We start from the raw sequence: 16,455 nt of genomic DNA on the forward strand, positions 1-16,455 counted from the left end.
TCGCGGGCGTCATTGAGCACCGCCCCCTGTGGAAGCGCCGGGTGGCCCCTCGAAGCTCCAAGCGGCGCCCGCGGTGTGCCTGGGATGTAAGAAGTCCGAACCGCGATCGTCGGCGGGGGAGGGAGACGACATGAACCACGGGCATCACCACGACCATGGCCACCCTCACGAGCACGGCCGCCCTGCTCCTGCCCACCTGCACCGAGAGCAGACGAAGGATCCGGTCCGCGGGATGGCCTTGCAGCCGCTCGATCCGGCCCAGGCGACGCGCGTCGAGTACGTCTGCCCGATGCACCCCGAGGTCGTCCGCACGGAGCCGGGCTCCTGCCCGATCTGCGGGATGGCCCTCGAGCCGCGCGCGGTGACGCTCGAGGACGCGCCGAGCCCGGAGCTCGAGGACATGTCCCGGCGCTTCTGGATCAGCGTCCCGCCGAGCCTCGTTGTCCTCGTGCTGGGGATGTCCGAGATGCTCCCGGGCCAGCCGGTGCAGCAGCTCCTCGGCCGATGGCTCGTCTGGATCGAGCTCGCCCTCACCACGCCCGTGGTGCTCTGGTGCGGCGCTCCGTTCTTCGAGCGCGGCTGGGCCTCGATCAGGACTCGGCACCTCAACATGTTCACCCTGATCGCCATCGGCACAGGGGCCGCCTACGCGTACAGCGTCGTGGCCACGCTGGCGCCCGGCGTCTTCCCCCACTCGGTCCGCCACGGCGGCGCGGTCCCGGTCTACTTCGAGGCGGCCAGCGTCATCGTCTCGCTCGTGCTGCTCGGCCAGGTCCTCGAGCTCCGCGCACGCAGCCGGACGAGCAGCGCGCTCAAGGCGCTCCTCGGCCTCGCCCCCAAGACCGCCAGGCGCATCGGCGCGGACGGCCGCGAACAGGACGTCTCTCTCGAGCTCGTGCAGCCAGGCGACCGGCTGCGCGTGCGGCCGGGGGAGAAGGTGCCGGTCGACGGCGAGGTCCTCGAGGGGAGCAGCGCGGTCGACGAGTCGATGGTCACGGGCGAGCCCATCCCGGTCGAGAAGACGCCCGGCGCCCGCGTGGTCGGCGGCACCGTCAACGGCACGGGCGGCTTCGTGATGCGGGCCGATCGCGTCGGGCGCGACACCCTGCTCGCCCGGATCGTCCAGATGGTGGGCGAGGCCCAGCGCAGCCGCGCCCCCATCCAGCGCCTCGCGGACGGCGTCGCCGCGTACTTCGTGCCCGCCGTGATCGCGATCGCGGCGCTGACCTTCGTGGTCTGGCTGCTCGTCGGGCCGGAGCCCAGGCTCTCCCACGCGCTCGTCAACGCGGTGGCTGTGCTGATCATCGCGTGCCCGTGCGCGCTCGGCCTCGCCACGCCCATCTCGATCATGGTCGGGACGGGGCGCGGCGCGACGGCCGGTATCCTGATCAAGAACGCCGAGGCGCTCGAGACCTTCGAGAAGGTCGACACCCTCGTCGTCGACAAGACCGGCACCCTCACCGAGGGCAAGCCGAAGCTCGCCTCCGTGGCGACGCTGGGCGACCTCCCGACGAATGAGATCCTCCGGCTCGCGGCGAGCCTGGAGCGCGGGAGCGAGCACCCGCTCGCGAGCGCGATCGTCGCCGGGGCCCTCGAGCAGGAGCTCGAGCTCCTGCCGGCAGAAGGGTTCCGGTCGCTCACGGGCAAGGGCGTGGTGGGCGCGGTTGCCGGGCGCTCGGTCGCGCTCGGCAACCTCAAGCTCTTCGAGGAGCTCGGTATCCCGCCGGACGATCTCCCGCGCCGAGCCGAGGAGCGCCGGCAAGAAGGCCAGACGGCGATGCTCGTGGCGGTGGACGGCAAGGCGGCCGGCATCGTCGGCGTGGCCGACCCGGTGCGCGCCTCGACCGGCGAGGCCGTCCGTCTCCTCCGCGAGGAGGGCATCCACCTGATCATGCTCACCGGCGACAGCCGCACGACGGCGGAGGCGGTCGCCCGGAAGCTCGGCATCGAGCACGTCGAGGCCGAGGTGTTGCCCGATCAGAAGGCGGCTGTCGTGAAGCGCCTCCAGGCCGAAGGCCGCATCGTGGCGATGACGGGCGACGGTATCAACGACGCGCCCGCGCTCGCGCAGGCGCACGTCGGCGTCGCCATGGGCACCGGGACCGACGTCGCCATCGAGAGCGCCGGGATCACGCTCGTGCGCGGCGACCTCCGCGGGCTGCTGCGCGCGCGGAAGCTCAGCCGGGCGACGATGCGCAACATCCGACAGAACCTGTTCTTTGCGTTCGTCTACAACGCGCTCGGCGTGCCGGTCGCGGCGGGCGTTCTTTACCCGGTCCTCGGGGTGCTGCTCAGCCCGATGCTCGCCAGCGCAGCGATGAGCCTGAGCTCGGTATCTGTGATCGGCAACGCCCTCCGGCTGCGCCGGGTCGAGCTCTGATCGAAGGCGCGAAGAGGTCAGCGTCGGAACGGCAGGGCCAGCACCTTCCAGAACTGCTGCGACGGCGGGTAGCCCGCGGAGCGGTCGACGCCCAGGCGGCGCGGGGCCGCGTCAGGCCGGTACACGAACGTCCCGAAGACCAGATCCCACAGCGGAAGCACGGTCCCGAAGTTCCGGCCCTCGTCGATGTCGGCGCTGTGATGATAGCGGTGCAGCTCGGTGCCGATGAACACGTAATTCAGGAATCCGGCGCGGATGTCCACGTTGAAGTGCGAAATCATCGTCTGCAGATCGATGAGCAAGATCGCCGCGAAGACGGCCTGCGGCGACAGCCCCAAGATCAGCAGGGTCGACTGGATCAGCACCGCCGAGATGAGCGCGTTGAGGGGGTGAAACACGCCGTGCATCACCACGTAGACGCGATCCGGAAGGTGATGCGCCAGGTGGACCTTCCACAAGAAGCGCCCCAGGGCTCCGTTGCCTTCGTGGCTGAGGCGATGGAACCCGTACTGCAGCAGCTCGAAGACCACAAGGAAGACCCCCACACTGAGGGGCACGGAGGCGCTGGCGAGCGGGCCCTGATGCCGCTCGCTGAGCCACAGGGCCAGGGTGCCGAAGCCGGTCCGCACCGCCGCGATGGTGACGCCCGAGGCCAGCAGGTACTTGAGGTCGCGCCAGAAGCTCTGGCGGGTCATGCCCCAGTCCGGCGACAGCGGCAGCAGGCGCTCGACGGTGATGAGAAAGACGATGAGGCCCAGGAGGTAGCCCCACAGGGCGCGGCTCAGGTCCCAGCCCTGCGTCACGGCGGCGTAGATGATGTACAAGGTAATCGCCAGCAGCAGCGGGTACAGCAGGCGGCTCGTCATCCAGATCAGCGTTCCTCGCATGGCATGGATGCTGAGCTCGAGCGCCTCTTCCACCCAGCGACACGGACCGCGGATTGAACGTTAATGAACAAGAGCGCGAAAAAGTCCGGAAACGGGGACAGGGGCGGCGACAGGACGCGGGCCGCCGGCAAGATCGCGGATCGGCGCGTGCAGGATCGGCGCGTGCAGGATCGGCGCGTGCAGGATCGGCGCGTGCAGAAGACCCGGAAGCTGCTCTCGGACGCCCTGGTCTCGCTGATCCTGGAGAAGGGTTATGACGAGGTGTCCATCCAGGACATCATCGATCGCGCCAACGTCGGGCGGTCCACGTTTTACTCGCACTACGAGAACAAGGAGCAGCTGCTGCTGTTCGGACACGAGCACCTGCGGGCGCTGTCCCTGCGGGATGCGGGACGTCCGTTCGACTTCCTCTCGTTTTACCGCCACCTCGCCGAGATGCACGAGCTGGTGCGCAAGCTCCTGTCCGCGGAGAAGAGCGAGCGGGTGTTGACGCGCTCCCTGGAGGATATCCTGCATGGCAGCATCTGCCGCCTGTACGCTCCGCGGCTGGCGCCGGAGGAGGGGGCCCTGTTCATGCTCCGCTGCGAGGCGGCGGCGGCGGCGCTGGTGCGGCTGATGACGAGCTGGGTCCGCAAGGCCATGCCGTGCTCACCGGAGCGGATGGCGGAGGAGAGCACGGCGCTGCTGCAGCGGGTCCTCGCGGACGAGCGGGCCGCGGCGAGCGGACGGACGCGGAGGGAGTGAGGCGCGACCGCGCCAGCACGTCGCCTTGCCGGTCAGCGGACGGATCGAGGAACGTAGCGGGCATCCGCCTCTGGCGAGAGGGAGGCGGAGCGGCGGCGGGCCTCTGGCGACGGCGCCCGACGCGCCGGTGCTGTCGTTCGTGATGCCGATGCTGGACGTGCTACACGTCGAGTGGGTGCGGCAGCCGGCGTGCGATCACATCGAGGCCGAGCGCAAGGACCCGATGCACGACGACGCCGTCGCCTTCACCGTCGCAGGATCGAAGAAGGCCTACATGGACTCCGATGCGACGGAGGACATGGAGTACACGTACCGTCTTCGCTCCAACAAGGACACCGTGATCCTGCCGCAGCGGTCCACCGTGCGCATCGTGACGCGCTTCGATGAGCCGGGCATGTGGATGGTTCACTGTCACATCCTCGAGCACACCGAGCGCGGCATGATGGCCGAGATCCACGTCGAGCCCTGAAAACCCGCTCACCTCCGGAGGCCGAGCAGGCGTCGCGCGAGCGCCGCGGCGGCGACCCATGCCGGGATGACCTGAAGGACCCCCGTGATCTCGAAGATCGCATTGTCCGGCATCACGTAGGTGGGCGGCGGAAAGAGGCGCAGGAGCGCCGGCGACCGAGGTGCGAGGAAGTACAGCGCGTCCTTCAGCACGTGGTTGTAGAGGCCCTCGTACACCCCGATCCAGGCGATCGGAACGAGCGCCAGCACGGCGACGAGCACGAAGAACGAAGCTCGCCCGGCTGGCGCGCCCGCGCGGCGGCGGTGGATGGCGAGGGCGCCGAGGATCACCGCGATCGTCGGGACGCTGAGCAAAGCGATGTGCAGGCGCCAGGGCGTCCTGTAGACCACGGCGCCGATCGCGTGATGCACGGTGGTGAGCACCATCACGGCGATGCCGCCGAGCGCTGCCTTCCGCGTGAGTGCCGCTGTGCTGTCCTGGGATGTCTGCATGAATGAAGCTCTGCGATTGAGGAGTGGGGGTCGTGCTGGCGCCTCGCCTCACCTGGCCAGAAGGCGCCCGCCGCATGAGCAGGGATACCCGGCGCGCGGCGACGGGTCGATCTCGTCCCGCGAACATGACTCGTGCGCGGCGCGCACGAATCCAGGGCGCCCCTCGACGGCGTGGTAGCGTGGCCGCCGTGGATTCCCTGGCGAACATCGAGGCCTTCGTGCGGGTCGCGGAGCTCGGGAGCATCACCCGTGCGGCGCGGTCGCTGCACATCACGGCGTCGGCGGCGAGCCGGCGCACCGCGCAGCTCGAGGGCGAGCTCTGCGTCCTTCTGTTCCACCGGACCACGCGCGCGCTCCGGCTGAGCGACGAGGGCCGCGCCTTCCTCGAGCGGTGCCAGCGCAGCCTCGAGGAGCTGGAGGCCGCGAAGCAGTCGATCGCGCACGCCCGCGGGATCCCCGAGGGGCGCCTCTGCGTCGAGGCGCCCGCGGTCCTCGGGAGGCTCGTGCTCGTGCCCGCGCTGCCAGGCTTTCTGGCACAGCATCCACGCAGTCACCGTGCTCGATGAGTTCGCCTTGGACGAGCGTCCGATCCACGCGCTCTACGAGAGCCCGCGGCACGTCATCCGACGGGTGCGGGTCTTCCTGGACTTCGCCTCCACGCTGCTCGGATCACCACGTTCGTGGGACGCCTGGCGCAGCCCGACGCGAGCAACCCAGCTCGCGTGAGCGTCGAAGCTTTGGCGGGCGGTGTCTTCCGGGCAAGATGCATGTGACCCGGGCGGCCACAACGTTGCCTTGACGAACATCTCCGCCACACCTGAGGCCACCTTGACCCGGTGCGACGCGCTCCGCGAGCGACTGATCAGAAGCCGGGCCGCATCCCCACCACCCGCCCCGAGGCCAGCGCGAATGCATGCTCGTCTTGTCCATTCGCTGGCTGGAGACCGGCCGCCAGCGGTCACCCCTCGCGGAGGAGCTCATCAAGGCTCGCCATACAGCGCCGCCGCCCCTGCCTTGTCGAGCCAGGTCAGCACGTAGTCTCCCCCGTTGGTGCCCTCGCACCGGCTCTCCGCGTTGTAGTGCATCACCGATCCCGGATCGTACGGCGTGAGCGCCCGCCAACCGGGACGCTCGGTGCAGGCGCCGTTGCCCTCCGGCCGGGCGTGCTCGTGCCGGAAGCCGAGGACGTGCCCGAGCTCGTGCCGGAGGACCCCGGTCAGGGTCTTCGAGGCGGCCCGAGCGATGTTCTCTAGATCGATGAAAACCTGGTGATACCCCCGCGCGACCATGCTCGGAAGGAAAGCTCGCCCGTTGTACGTGGTGCCGCTGGCGGGGACCACCTCGAACAGCACGGGATGCTCCTCGTAGTACTCGCAGGCCTCGTCGTGGTCGGGCTCGTGGACGAAGCGGACGGCGGCGGCGCTCGCCCAGGCGGACCCGGCCGACCGCGTCGCGGCGACCACCGCGTCATGATCGTCGCCGAAGCGCGGAGAGACGCAATACGTCAGGTTCATCTTCTGCTCGTCGCTCCAGCGGTCATCGCTCCCGTCGCCGCGCTTGTTGACGATGAGCGCCCCCGGTTGCTGGCGCTCGGCGGAGAGCTCCTTCAGGGTCGCGTCGTCGTGAACGCCGATGTCACCGTCGACGAGATAAGCGCCGTCGTTCGGATCGCGCGGGAGGCTGGCCTTCCATTCATCGAAGCTCTGGTAAGTATCACCGACGGGCTCGCCCGCATCGGACGACGGGTCGACGACGCAGCCCGCCGCGAGGACGGAGGAGGCGAACAAAAGGAGGAGAGAACCGTGAATGGATGGAGGGATGAACATGGTGGGCTCCTTGCTCGGGCCGATCCGGGCCAACACCCCATGACTGCGCAAGCGCCATGCCAAGGCTTCAAGGCTCCCAGGAGGAGGGAAGTTCCCGTGCCAGGTTCGATCGCCCCGGTGAAGGAGCGAAGCGGCCGCCTCGTTGTGCGTTCCAGGGCCACAGACGATCCTCGTGCGGCATCAGTTCTCGTCCATCGAAGCGCGGCTCGGTGCTCCTGAGTTGTGGCCGGCGTGGTCACGGCGCGGCGACCTGGGGGGTCACCTCTGCCCCAGCGCGACGATCACCGCCGTGAAGGGGATCTTGTACAGCGCCTCCTCGAGGCCGAGGTCGCGCCGGATGAGCCCGTCCGTGTACTGCTGGCCGAGGAAGAAGGTCGTGACCTCGCCGGGATGATCGAAGGCCAGGAAACCGCCGAGGCGACCCGCGGTCTGGCCGAACGGGAGGGCCAAGGCGATGGCGTCCACATAGCGCCACGCACGGCCCCCGAACCGGGCGCGGTGACCACGGAGGAAGAGCGCCGCGCTCACGACCGCGCCGAGGAAGCCGCCGAACGACGACAGCCCCTCCCACATGCGGAGCAGGCTCCAGGGTTCGGACAGCGTGTCGGCCGGGAAGGGAAGTAGACGAGGAGGTCGGCCAGGTGGGCGCCGAGGAAGCCACCGACGAGCACCCAAGCGAGCAGCCGGCCGGAGGTGTCCACATCGAGCCCCTCGCGGACCGAGCGTCTCTTGAGGACCTGTACTCCTACGAAGATCCCGAATGCGACCAGCACGCCGAATGACTCGATGTGCAGCGGGCCGAGCTCGCCGACCAGCGCCGCCCCGCGCGGCGCCCTGGCCGGTCTCAGGGCACGCTCTGGTGCCCCGCGCCGGCCGCCCCGCCCGGCCGCAGCTGCGCGACCTGCTGACACGCGGCGGCGCAGCGGCGGCATTCGTCGGCGCAGGCCTTCATCTGCGCGTCACCCGTGAACTTGTCACAGCTCCGGGCGCAGAGCTCGCAGATGCTCGCGCACGCGGCCGTGACCTGGTTGTGTTGCGGCGAGCCGCGCATCAGGAACGTCGCGGTCGTCTCGCAGATCTTGGCGCAATCCTGCAGGAGCTGCATGTGGGAAGGCTCGACGTGCGAGCCTCCCATATGGAGGCAGTGCTGGATTGACCGGACGCAGATCGACTCGCAGCTCTGGGCGTGGCTGGCCGTGCTCACGAAAGCCGTGCTCAGAGTGAACCCCGTGTGGGCCATGTGTCCCTCCCTTGTTCCGATGATGTTTCTCGATGCCTCGTGAGCTCGTCTCGCGCGCGCACGGGATGAGTCCGACTGGCAGGGCGAGAGACTTGTCGAACTCACCAGGTTCGTCATGTCGGAGCGCTCCGCATTCGCGGCTCGGATGGAGGCTGAACGAGCGCCGGCGCCGCGCATGCGTCGTGCCATCCTGCTCGCCCATGCGTCTGGGCTGCTCACAGGGCGATGCTTGGAACAGATCTGGGCCGATGGGATTCGAGGGGGCGATGGGATCGATGTGACCTGTACGGTCACTTTCATCTATCCGAACGACCAGGCTGTCGCCATCTGCGGCCGGTGCGCTGGCGCGAGCACGCGGCTCGCACCAGTGTTCCATTACCTGCGGAAGATCGTCTGAGGCCTTTCGCGCGCAGGGGCTCGTCAGGCTGACCGGTTCCGACGAGGCGCCGTGTGTCGCGGCGCGCCGCCCAGGCACGGCCGCGCGATGCCCGCGCGGGCAGGGGAGCCAACGGCGTGGCTCGCTGGAAACCCATCGATCCCGCGCTCGCGCGGTCGCGTGCCGCGCTGCCCCTTGAAACTGAACCGTCTGGACGGTACAGTAACGACATGCCGCGGATCAGCCAGCGCGACCGCATCCTTGCCGCCGCCGCCGTCGTCGTTCGCCGTGACGGCAGCGACGCCATGACCCTCGATGCCGTCGCGGCCGAGGCCGGGGTGAGCAAGGGCGGGCTGCTCTATCACTTCGCTTCGAAGGAGGCGCTCGTCGGGGGCCTCGTGGAGGCGCTCGTCGCCGGCTTCGACCGCCGGCTCGCGCAGCTCGACGACGGCAAGCCGGGCTCTTTCGCGCGCGCCTACCTGCACGCCACCGTCGAGGGCGACGTGTCCGACCGGACGAGCGCCGCGCTGCTCGCGGCCGTCGCGCTCGCGCCCCACCTGCTGGAGCCGCTGCGCGAGCGCTACCGTGCGTGGGCGGAGCGGCTCGCGCGCGACGGCATCTGTCCCATCGACGCGCTGGTCGTCCGGCTCGCCGTCGACGGCCTCTGGATGGCGGAGCTGCTCGGGCTGGACCCGCTGCCACCCGAGCGACGGATCGAGGTCATCCGCCGCCTGCAGCAGCTGACCGAGGGGAGCGCTCCGTGACGCCGTCGTCTCGCTGCAAGGCTGTCCTGCGCGCGCTCGCCTGGGGCTCGGTGATCGGCTCGTTTCCGGTCTGGTTCTCGGCGTTCCTGGTCGTGCCCTTCCTCCCGCTCTCGGTCGGGGGGCGCGCCGCCCTCGCCGCCGGGCTCATCGGGGCCGGCGAGGTCATGTTCTGGGGGGCGGGGCTGGTCCTCGGCGCCGAGGCGCTCGCGCGCTTTCGGCCTCCGAAGGTCACTACCGGCCGGAGCTTCCGCGACAAGCGGGTCGCGGTGGTCGGGGCCACGGGCGGGCTGGGCGAGGCCGTCGTGCGCGCCCTGGTGAGGGAGGGCGCGGAGGTCGTCCTCGTCGCGCGCGACGGCGTGCGCCTCGCTCGGCTCGCGGAGACGTACGGCGCGGCCCACCACACGGCCGAGCTCGCGGCGCCTCAGCTGCGCGACGTGGCGGCGCGCGTGGGGCCGGTCGACCATGTGGTGTGCGCGACCGGCGTCGACGTGCGCAAGGGGCTCGGCACGCACACCGACCAGGAGATCGAAGCGGAGCTGGCCGTCGATCTCGCGGGGCCGATCCATGTGGCGCGCGCCTTCCTGCCGCGCTTGCGCCCAGGGGGCGTGATCGCCCTCTTCGGCGGCTTCGGCGACGGGACCCTCGCGCTGCCGTACTACTCGGTCGACGTGGCCGCGCGGGCCGGGCTGGCGGGCTTCTGCAGCGCGGTGAACCGCGAGCTTGCCGTCGAGGGGCGGGCCGAGCGCCTCTGTTATGTCGGCCCGGCGCCGGCGGACACAGCCGCCGAGCGCCCCTTTGCAGATCTCAGGCGCCGCGCGGGGAGCACGCTCGCGCCGCCGGAGAAGGTCGCTGACTTCGTGCTGGCCGCCCTGCTCGCGAGGAGGACGAGGGCGGTGATGGGCGCGTCCACGCGGATCTTGCTGCTGCTGCAGGCGTTCGCCCCGCCCCTGGTCGATCTCGTCATCGCCCGGCGCATCGGGCCGCACTTGAGGCACGCGTTCGGGGCGTCGGGGCGAGCGATCGACTGAGCGCCGCGCCACCGGCGCTTCGGCGCCCTCCAGCCTCTCCACCGAGAAATACACCGCCACGCGCGCCAAGGACGCCAAGAGTCTGTCCTCTTCTTGGCGCCCTCAGCGCGCTTGGCGGCTCGAAATTCTGCTCGTTTCAGCCGGTTTCAACCCGCTTGTTGCTCTAAAACCACGTCTCCCAGCGCCCGCTGTCGATCTCGGCCGCGTGCACCGTCGCGGAGATGCGGTCGCGGTCGCCCGGGAACGGCTGTATCTGGTGCAGGCGGTAGCTGTCGATCACCAGCGCTCCGCCAGGGCTGTAGCCGGCGACGAGGCTCCGCGCGGACAGCGCCGTGTCGCCCGGGTCGTCTCGCCCGTCGTAGAGGACGTCCCACAGCTTGAGTCCCCCGTCCGCGTCGGGGAGCTCCAGCATCACGACGACGGTGATCGCGCGGAGCCGGCGGGCAAGGTGGTAGTCGGAGAGCCCCTCCGTGTCGAAGTGGACGACGCCTCCCTCGCGCGCGACCTTCTCCCCCGCGGGGAAGATGTGGACGCCTGGCCCGCAGAAGCCGCGCCGGGGCTGCGCGAGCCCGCCGGTGAGCGCCGCGACGAGCTCGCGCATCCGGCGCTGGAGCCCGGGGAGGTGGCGCTCGACGCGGGCGTCGGAGGCCGCCGCGTCGGCGAAATAGACCCGGGAGCGCCCCTGCTCCAGGTGCGTGTAGAAGGCGCGCCCGAGCGAGAACTGCTCGCCTCCGAAGTCGGCAGTCCACTCGGCGCGGGCCGCGCGGACACCCGCGACGAGCGCAGCGCGCTCCGCCTCGGAGAACACGCGCGGGACCTCCAGCGCGAAGTGGCGCTCGAGCGCGTCGACCGGCCGGGGCGTCGCGCGCGGGGACGCGGGAGAGGGGGAGGCGGAGGGCGAGCCGGGAGGGGGATCGAGCCGCAGTACGGAGGCGCGGCGCGCGGTCGGCATGGCCAAACCACCGTTAGCACCGCGCGAGGCGGCCAGCCAAGCAGCGGCGCGCCGCCCGCAGGCAGCGACGCGCCGGCCGCGCGGCGAGGCCCGGAACCCCAGCGGTTTTTCCCGCGCGAGCCCCTGGATCCGGGTTACAGTGCCGCCGCGGGAGCACCTTTTTGCGAGCGAGGACAGCGATGGTGTCGGGCAGGCGAGGGGAGAAGCGGCAGGAGCAGCAGGCGTTTGCGCTCAAGGGCACGATGCCTGCCATCACGATGCTCTGTCTCAAGACGGCGAATGTCTCGGCCGTCGAGCGTCAGCTCGCCGACCACATCTCGCAGATGCCACACTTCTTCCTGCACCTGCCGATCCTGCTCGACCTCGCGGAGCTCGGCGACGAGCCCGTCGATCTCGCCGCCCTCGCCGGGCTGCTGAGGAAGCACAACCTCGTGCCCATCGCCGTGCGCAACCCGACGGACGCCCAGCGCGAGCGGGCCGTCGCCGCCGGCCTCGGCGTGCTGCGGACGCCGCTCACGCGCTCGTCACGCCAGGCTGGGCCGGCCGAGGGGAGCACCCCCACGCCGGGGCCCGTGGCGGTAGGGCCCGCGCCGGACCGCGGCGCGCCAGGGGCCGCCGCGGCGGGGCCCGCCCGGCGCTCGAGGGACGCCGCGCCGCCGCCGGACGCGGCCGGGGAGCCGCCGCCGGCGGGGCTCACCGTGCGGCAGCCGGTGCGCAGCGGGCAGGTCATCTACGTGCCGCACGGCGACCTCGTGGTCCTCTCGCCGGTCAGCTCCGGCGCGGAGCTCATCGCGAACGACAACATCCATGTCTATGCGCCGCTCCGCGGCCGCGCCATGGCCGGCGCCCACAACAACGCGGACGCGAGCATCTTCTGCATGAGCCTCGAGGCGGAGTTCGTCTCCATCGCCGGCCGCTACCTCATGGCCGACGAGATCCCCGACGAGCACCGCGGCAAGCCCGCCCGCATCTCGGTGCAGAACGACGGGCTCGTGGTCACGCGGCTGTAACCCGCCGGGGTCGCCGTAGGTCGCGCTGAACGACTTATATAACTAGCAGGCAACGCTAGCGAGTAGCCAAAAAGCTCGCCACAGTAGCCTCGTGCCTCGTACCATCCCGTTGCTCGGTAGAGGTATCGATGACGACGTTTGGCTGGCTGCACTTTACGGATCTGCACCGAGGGATGGAGTCTCAGAAGCGCTGGTGGAGCGACTGGGAGCACAAAATTTTCGAGGATCTTCGCAGCCGGCATCCGTACGCAGGCCCTTGGGACGCCGTGCTCTTTACTGGCGATCTCACCGATCGGGGGACGAAGGAGCAGTTTGACCAGCTCGATGGCTTTTTGGCCAAGCTCTGGCGCCTGTTTGAACAGCTACAACCAAGGCACCCAATCGCCCTGCTCGCCGTCCCGGGGAATCATGATCTTCAGCGACCGAATCCCGAGAAGAACCCGGCCGACAAGGAACTCGAATTAGAGCTGGATCTGCTCGCAGAGTGGGCAAAGCCGGAGCGCGCCAAGTATCGCCATCGATTCTGGAACGAGCCGGCAGGTCGCCTGCGGACGATCGTCAATCGCGCCTTCGGCGACTATCAGATATGGTGGAACACTCGTCGAGCAACCATGCCAGCCTCGCTCACGATTCACGCGGGGCCCCTGCCGGGCGACTTCGCTGCGACGGTCGAGAAGGACGGCGCAAAGGTCGGGATTGTCGGCTTGAACAGCGCGTTCCTTCAGCTCGCCGGCGGCGACTACAAGGGGCGCCTCGCCCTGGATCATCGTCAGTTCGACGAGGCATGCGGGAAATCTGGGCCGGAGTGGGTGCGAGAGCACCACCTATGCCTGCTGCTTACGCACCACCCCGCAGACTGGCTGTGCGCAGAGGCGCAGGGGGAGCTCGATCGTATCCTTCATGGCCAGTTTGCAATGCACCTTTACGGCCACATGCACGAGACGGGCTACAGGATGCTCTCGATCGGTGGCGGGGCACCCGCGCGGTACTGGCAGGGGCTGTCGCTCTTCGGCGAGGAAACGTGGGAAGGTGGCGAGGCCGACCGCCGTTTCGGCTATGCCATAGGAAAGGTCGCGTTGAAGGGCAATGAGGGCGAGCTCCGGCTGTGGCCGCGCAGGGCTCCGCGGCCGGAGGGCGGGCGATGGCAATTTGTACCCGATCACGACCACTGTCAGCTCGACGAAAACAGCCACAACGCAACCTGCCCGGAGACGATCAAGCTCCACCGAGAGCTCGTCACGAAGGTCGTCGTGCCCGCCGTGACAGCGCCCGCCTCGCTGCCCGCGTCCGATGAGCCGCTCGCCACCCCGGAGTCCAAGGTAGCCTCATCGCGTGACTCGCGACGCTTTCGCGTGCTCCTGCTGGCCACCGATGCCGACCTCACGCCCGCGTGTGCGAATGTCATGGCCTACCTGGAGCGCGCGCTTGGCGTGGAGGTCTCCGAAGGGCCGGCCGACCCAGCGGTCGATCCCTCGTGCTTCGATCAGATCATCCTCTTTCAAGCTCAATGCTGGGAGGACGGGAAGATCGCGTCCGTCTGGGCGCGCGCCCCGGCGGATCGGCGCGTGGCATTCCTGTCCGATCCCGAGGGCGACTGGCCGCCCTACCGGCTGACGGAGCGGCTGGCGCTCGACAAGGTCGAGGCTTTCCGCGCATCGCTCGGCGCAGCACAGAAGTTCGCCGACCCCTCCGAGCTGCCCGAGAAGGTGGGCGCTTTTGTGAACTCGGCCATCGCCAGGCGCGGGACGGGGCCCGATCGCGGCCTGAAATCGTGGGAGCGGGCCTACCTTGGGTACTCGGTCGAGGTGTGGCGCGGCGGCCGTACCGCCGCGAGCCGCTCCTACCTGCTCGATTCCGTTCCGCGCGACGAGCCGTACGCTCCGGAGCTCTACACGGCGCTCGACGGCGTGGCCGAGGGCTGGGTGTGCGGTGCCGACGGGAAGCCCCGGCGGGGCGAGGAGGGCGAGCGTAACAAGCCGTTGCTCGAGGATGCGACAGAGGCGCGAGTTCCGCTCGCCCGCTGGGCTTCGTGCGCCGACTTTCCTCGGCTCGCCGTCGTTGGCGCCCCTGGCGCGGGCAAGACCGTCTTCATCACACGGATCGCCGCGTCGCTCGGCGCCGCCTGCCTGGGCCGCGCAGGCGATCTGGAGAAGAATATCGATCTCGATGCCCTGCGGATCCCGTCCGGACGACTGCCCGTTCCCATCATCGTGGAGGCAACGAGGCTGGCAAAGCAAGATCTCAACCGCGGGCTCGACGCGCTCCTCACCGCGATCGGTGAGGAGCTCACCAAGGGCGGGCACGAGCACCCGAGCGCAGCCGCCATTCGCGAGGGACTGGAGCAGGGGCGCTATTATTTGCTGATCGACGCGCTCGACGAGATTGCCAACGCCGAGCAGCGGCGGCGCGTGCTCGACCTGCTCCGATGTGTGGGCAAGCCAGAGTGCTTCCCGGGCACGAGGCTCCTCCTCACGACGCGGTCCGCGGCATATACGGGCGATCTCCGCTTCGGCGGCTTCGGGGTCGTCCACGTTGCCCCTCTCAGCCGCGAACAGATGGGGAGCTTCTGTGTCCGCTGGAGCCGCCACCGCCGCAAGAATGACTTGTTCACGACCGGGCTTCAGACCGCCGTGGAAAGCCTGAGCGGCGAGCGCCTCGACGAGCCGTCGCTCACGTCCAACCCGCTCATGCTCACGGCGGTATGTCTGATCTACGAGAAGCACCGAACCCTGCCCGACGATCGCGGCCGGCTCTGCCAGCTCCTGGTAGACGATCTCTGCCGTTCGCGTCGCTCGGAGGATCCGGACCACGGCTGGCAACTGGACGAAGCTGCGAAGAAGCGGCTGCTCCAACGGATCGCGCTCGCGATGCAGGAGGAAGGCGCGCAGAGCTGGCCGGAGGCTCGAGCGCTCGTCGAGCTGCGTCAGACGTTGCCCGTGGGGGAGGCCCAGCCGGATCTGCGAGCGAGCCGCCACCTCCAGTGGATCGCTGAGCACACGGGTCTCCTCCGGTTCGAGCCCAGCGGAGATGAAGAGCAGATCCGCTTCTGGCATCGTCTCTTCCGCGAGTACCTGTCCGCGAGCGAGCTGGCCCAGCGGGATCGCACGGTGCGCGACATGGTCGACGAACTCTGGGCGAGGCAACGGCTGAGCGATCCCTTTTGGGAAGATGTGATCCGCCTCCTGCCCAGGGCGCTGGGCACGCCGGAGAAGGCTCAGTTACTCGCGGGTCGAATGGCTGAGCTTGCGCAGGAGCACGCCGAGGCGCGCGGACGCCTGCTCGGCCTGGTCGCCGCAGGAATGATCGAGAGCCGGGAGATGTTCCCTGGCATCGACTTTGAGCACCTGGTCGCGCAGACTGCTCAGACCTACGAGCGAGACAGCACGACGTGGTCGTTGCGAGACCGACGGTTGGTCCTGTCGGGCCTCGCTCGGCTCGATCTGCGTCACGGTGACCCCAGGTTGCGGGCGGAGCGGTGGATCAGCTTCCCGGGTGGAGAGGTGATTCTCGGCGACGGGTTGGGGGATCTCATCGCGAAGAAGATCGGGAGCCCGCTGCGAAAGACGACGGTCGCGCCGTTCGCCATGGCCTGGGCGCCGGTGAGCAGCCGCGAGTACCTCGAGTTCCTGGACTCCAAAGAATTTGTCGATAAGCGCTTCTGGCCCCACGCCCCGCGCAAGATCCGTGGTCAGTCTTCTCAGAATCTTACAAAGCTCTTGCGGAGCGCTGGGAACACCTGGAAGGGGCCGATCTTCGGGGTCTCGATCTATGAAGCGCTTGCTTATTGCGCCTGGCGCACTGCACATCGGACGGACGGTCGCGTCGTTCGCCTGCCGACGGAGTCCGAGTGGGAGTACGTGGTCCGGGCAGATGGCGGCAACCTCTATCCCTGGGGCGCATTGATGCCGGCAGCGAGTCATGACAGGACGGGTCGTGGTTGGTCCGGTATCGAAAAGCCGATACTCCACGACTGCATCGGACTTTTCCCACCCATCGCAGGGGTGGTCGATCTGGTGGGAAGCGCGGCACAGTGGTGCGACTCGCTCTTCTCGGATCCATACGGTGAGCGTCTGACCGACAAGGCGAAGAACCATGGAGGCGTGATTCCGCCGAGCTGGAGGGCGGTCTTGCGAGGTGGCATTGGGCACGTCCCGGCGAGCATGGCCCTTCAATGTGCATTCCGGACAGGCGCGAGCGCCGAAGAGTCGCCATTTGCGAGCGGCTTCCGCCTGGTGCTCGATCCCCCGCCCTGACGCTTACCCGGAAGGAACCCCCGTGGCGCCCCCCG

General features: G+C 69.4%; 16 protein-coding genes. 9 read left to right on the forward strand and 7 right to left on the reverse strand.

Going from position 1 to position 16,455, the window contains the following annotated elements; translation table 11 throughout:
- The first annotated feature begins 130 nt into the window (after window positions 1–130).
- Window positions 131–2,380, forward strand: a complete 2,250-nt coding sequence (locus tag WMF44_RS18365; protein WP_437300413.1) for a copper-transporting P-type ATPase — start codon at window positions 131–133, stop codon at window positions 2,378–2,380.
- A 17-nt stretch (window positions 2,381–2,397) separates the two neighbouring features.
- On the opposite strand, the gene WMF44_RS18370 is transcribed toward WMF44_RS18365, so the two are convergent.
- Window positions 2,398–3,300 (reverse strand): sterol desaturase family protein, encoded by a 903-nt coding sequence (locus WMF44_RS18370; protein ID WP_437300414.1) that lies wholly within the window; start codon window positions 3,298–3,300, stop codon window positions 2,398–2,400.
- Window positions 3,301–3,330: 30 nt separating this feature from the next.
- On the opposite strand from WMF44_RS18370, the gene WMF44_RS18375 reads away from it, so the two are divergent.
- Together WMF44_RS18375 and WMF44_RS18380 are read left to right on the forward strand one after the other, a co-directional pair.
- Window positions 3,331–4,011 (forward strand): TetR/AcrR family transcriptional regulator, encoded by a 681-nt coding sequence (locus WMF44_RS18375; RefSeq protein ID WP_437300415.1) that lies wholly within the window; start codon window positions 3,331–3,333, stop codon window positions 4,009–4,011.
- Between the two features lie 148 nt (window positions 4,012–4,159).
- Window positions 4,160–4,480: a multicopper oxidase domain-containing protein gene (locus tag WMF44_RS18380; protein WP_437300416.1), complete on the forward strand. Its 321-nt coding sequence runs from the start codon at window positions 4,160–4,162 to the stop codon at window positions 4,478–4,480.
- Window positions 4,481–4,488: 8 nt separating this feature from the next.
- Here WMF44_RS18380 and WMF44_RS18385 read toward each other — a convergent pair whose 3' ends face one another.
- A complete protein-coding gene (locus tag WMF44_RS18385) occupies window positions 4,489–4,971 on the reverse strand; it encodes a hypothetical protein (protein ID WP_437300417.1) in 483 nt (160 codons plus the stop codon).
- A gap of 188 nt (window positions 4,972–5,159) precedes the next feature.
- On the opposite strand from WMF44_RS18385, the gene WMF44_RS18390 reads away from it, so the two are divergent.
- Window positions 5,160–5,537, forward strand: a complete 378-nt coding sequence (locus WMF44_RS18390; RefSeq protein WP_437300418.1) for a LysR family transcriptional regulator — start codon at window positions 5,160–5,162, stop codon at window positions 5,535–5,537.
- Window positions 5,538–5,544: 7 nt separating this feature from the next.
- Entirely contained in the window at window positions 5,545–5,697 is a 153-nt protein-coding gene (locus WMF44_RS18395) for a hypothetical protein (RefSeq protein ID WP_437300419.1), read from the forward strand.
- A gap of 254 nt (window positions 5,698–5,951) precedes the next feature.
- Here the strand turns inward: WMF44_RS18395 and WMF44_RS18400 are convergent, their stop codons facing one another.
- The 4 genes from WMF44_RS18400 to WMF44_RS18415 form a co-directional block, all read right to left on the reverse strand.
- Window positions 5,952–6,797, reverse strand: a complete 846-nt coding sequence (locus WMF44_RS18400) for a hypothetical protein (RefSeq protein WP_437300420.1) — start codon at window positions 6,795–6,797, stop codon at window positions 5,952–5,954.
- Between the two features lie 258 nt (window positions 6,798–7,055).
- Window positions 7,056–7,370 (reverse strand): prolipoprotein diacylglyceryl transferase family protein, encoded by a 315-nt coding sequence (locus WMF44_RS18405; protein WP_437300421.1) that lies wholly within the window; start codon window positions 7,368–7,370, stop codon window positions 7,056–7,058.
- Window positions 7,322–7,729, reverse strand: a complete 408-nt coding sequence (locus WMF44_RS18410; RefSeq protein ID WP_437300422.1) for a prolipoprotein diacylglyceryl transferase family protein — start codon at window positions 7,727–7,729, stop codon at window positions 7,322–7,324. The genes WMF44_RS18405 and WMF44_RS18410 overlap by 49 nt, the downstream gene beginning before the upstream one ends.
- Complete coding sequence (locus WMF44_RS18415) at window positions 7,642–7,902, reverse strand: four-helix bundle copper-binding protein (protein ID WP_437300423.1); 261 nt, start codon at window positions 7,900–7,902, stop codon at window positions 7,642–7,644. Before WMF44_RS18415 ends, WMF44_RS18410 begins: the two co-directional genes overlap by 88 nt.
- Window positions 7,903–8,643: 741 nt before the next feature.
- Between WMF44_RS18415 and WMF44_RS18420 the strand changes: the two genes are divergently transcribed.
- Both WMF44_RS18420 and WMF44_RS18425 read left to right on the forward strand, forming a co-directional pair.
- Window positions 8,644–9,177 (forward strand): TetR/AcrR family transcriptional regulator, encoded by a 534-nt coding sequence (locus tag WMF44_RS18420; RefSeq protein ID WP_437300424.1) that lies wholly within the window; start codon window positions 8,644–8,646, stop codon window positions 9,175–9,177.
- A complete protein-coding gene (locus WMF44_RS18425) occupies window positions 9,174–10,205 on the forward strand; it encodes an SDR family NAD(P)-dependent oxidoreductase (RefSeq protein WP_437300425.1) in 1,032 nt (343 codons plus the stop codon). The genes WMF44_RS18420 and WMF44_RS18425 overlap by 4 nt, the downstream gene beginning before the upstream one ends.
- A 163-nt stretch (window positions 10,206–10,368) precedes the next feature.
- Here WMF44_RS18425 and WMF44_RS18430 read toward each other — a convergent pair whose 3' ends face one another.
- Entirely contained in the window at window positions 10,369–11,157 is a 789-nt protein-coding gene (locus WMF44_RS18430; RefSeq protein WP_437300426.1) for a hypothetical protein, read from the reverse strand.
- A gap of 179 nt (window positions 11,158–11,336) precedes the next feature.
- Between WMF44_RS18430 and minC the strand changes: the two genes are divergently transcribed.
- The gene (gene minC / locus WMF44_RS18435) at window positions 11,337–12,167 is read left to right on the forward strand and encodes a septum site-determining protein MinC (protein WP_437300427.1); all 831 of its coding nucleotides are present in this window, start codon (window positions 11,337–11,339) and stop codon (window positions 12,165–12,167) included.
- 128 nt (window positions 12,168–12,295) lie between these two features.
- On the forward strand, window positions 12,296–16,420 hold the full coding sequence (locus WMF44_RS18440) for an SUMF1/EgtB/PvdO family nonheme iron enzyme (protein WP_437300428.1): 4,125 nt from the start codon (window positions 12,296–12,298) through the stop codon (window positions 16,418–16,420).
- Window positions 16,421–16,455 lie beyond the last annotated feature (35 nt).

It is taken from the genome of Sorangium sp. So ce426, from assembly GCF_051475585.1.
Classification (GTDB): domain Bacteria; phylum Myxococcota_A; class Polyangia; order Polyangiales; family Polyangiaceae; genus Sorangium; species Sorangium cellulosum_B.

Excerpts from the sequence above, each read along its gene's own strand:
- WMF44_RS18365 (WP_437300413.1), top strand. The coding sequence starts at position 131 with ATGAACCACGGGCATCACCACGACCATGGCCACCCTCACGAGCACGGC.
- WMF44_RS18375 (WP_437300415.1), top strand. The coding sequence starts at position 3,331 with ATGAACAAGAGCGCGAAAAAGTCCGGAAACGGGGACAGGGGCGGCGAC.
- WMF44_RS18380 (WP_437300416.1), top strand. The coding sequence starts at position 4,160 with ATGCTGGACGTGCTACACGTCGAGTGGGTGCGGCAGCCGGCGTGCGAT.
- WMF44_RS18385 (WP_437300417.1), bottom strand. The coding sequence starts at position 4,971 with ATGCAGACATCCCAGGACAGCACAGCGGCACTCACGCGGAAGGCAGCG.
- WMF44_RS18400 (WP_437300420.1), bottom strand. The coding sequence starts at position 6,797 with ATGTTCATCCCTCCATCCATTCACGGTTCTCTCCTCCTTTTGTTCGCC.
- WMF44_RS18405 (WP_437300421.1), bottom strand. The coding sequence starts at position 7,370 with ATGTGGGAGGGGCTGTCGTCGTTCGGCGGCTTCCTCGGCGCGGTCGTG.
- WMF44_RS18410 (WP_437300422.1), bottom strand. The coding sequence starts at position 7,729 with ATGCCGCCGCTGCGCCGCCGCGTGTCAGCAGGTCGCGCAGCTGCGGCC.
- WMF44_RS18415 (WP_437300423.1), bottom strand. The coding sequence starts at position 7,902 with ATGCAGCTCCTGCAGGATTGCGCCAAGATCTGCGAGACGACCGCGACG.
- WMF44_RS18420 (WP_437300424.1), top strand. The coding sequence starts at position 8,644 with ATGCCGCGGATCAGCCAGCGCGACCGCATCCTTGCCGCCGCCGCCGTC.
- WMF44_RS18430 (WP_437300426.1), bottom strand. The coding sequence starts at position 11,157 with ATGCCGACCGCGCGCCGCGCCTCCGTACTGCGGCTCGATCCCCCTCCC.
- minC (WP_437300427.1), top strand. The coding sequence starts at position 11,337 with ATGGTGTCGGGCAGGCGAGGGGAGAAGCGGCAGGAGCAGCAGGCGTTT.
- WMF44_RS18440 (WP_437300428.1), top strand. The coding sequence starts at position 12,296 with ATGACGACGTTTGGCTGGCTGCACTTTACGGATCTGCACCGAGGGATG.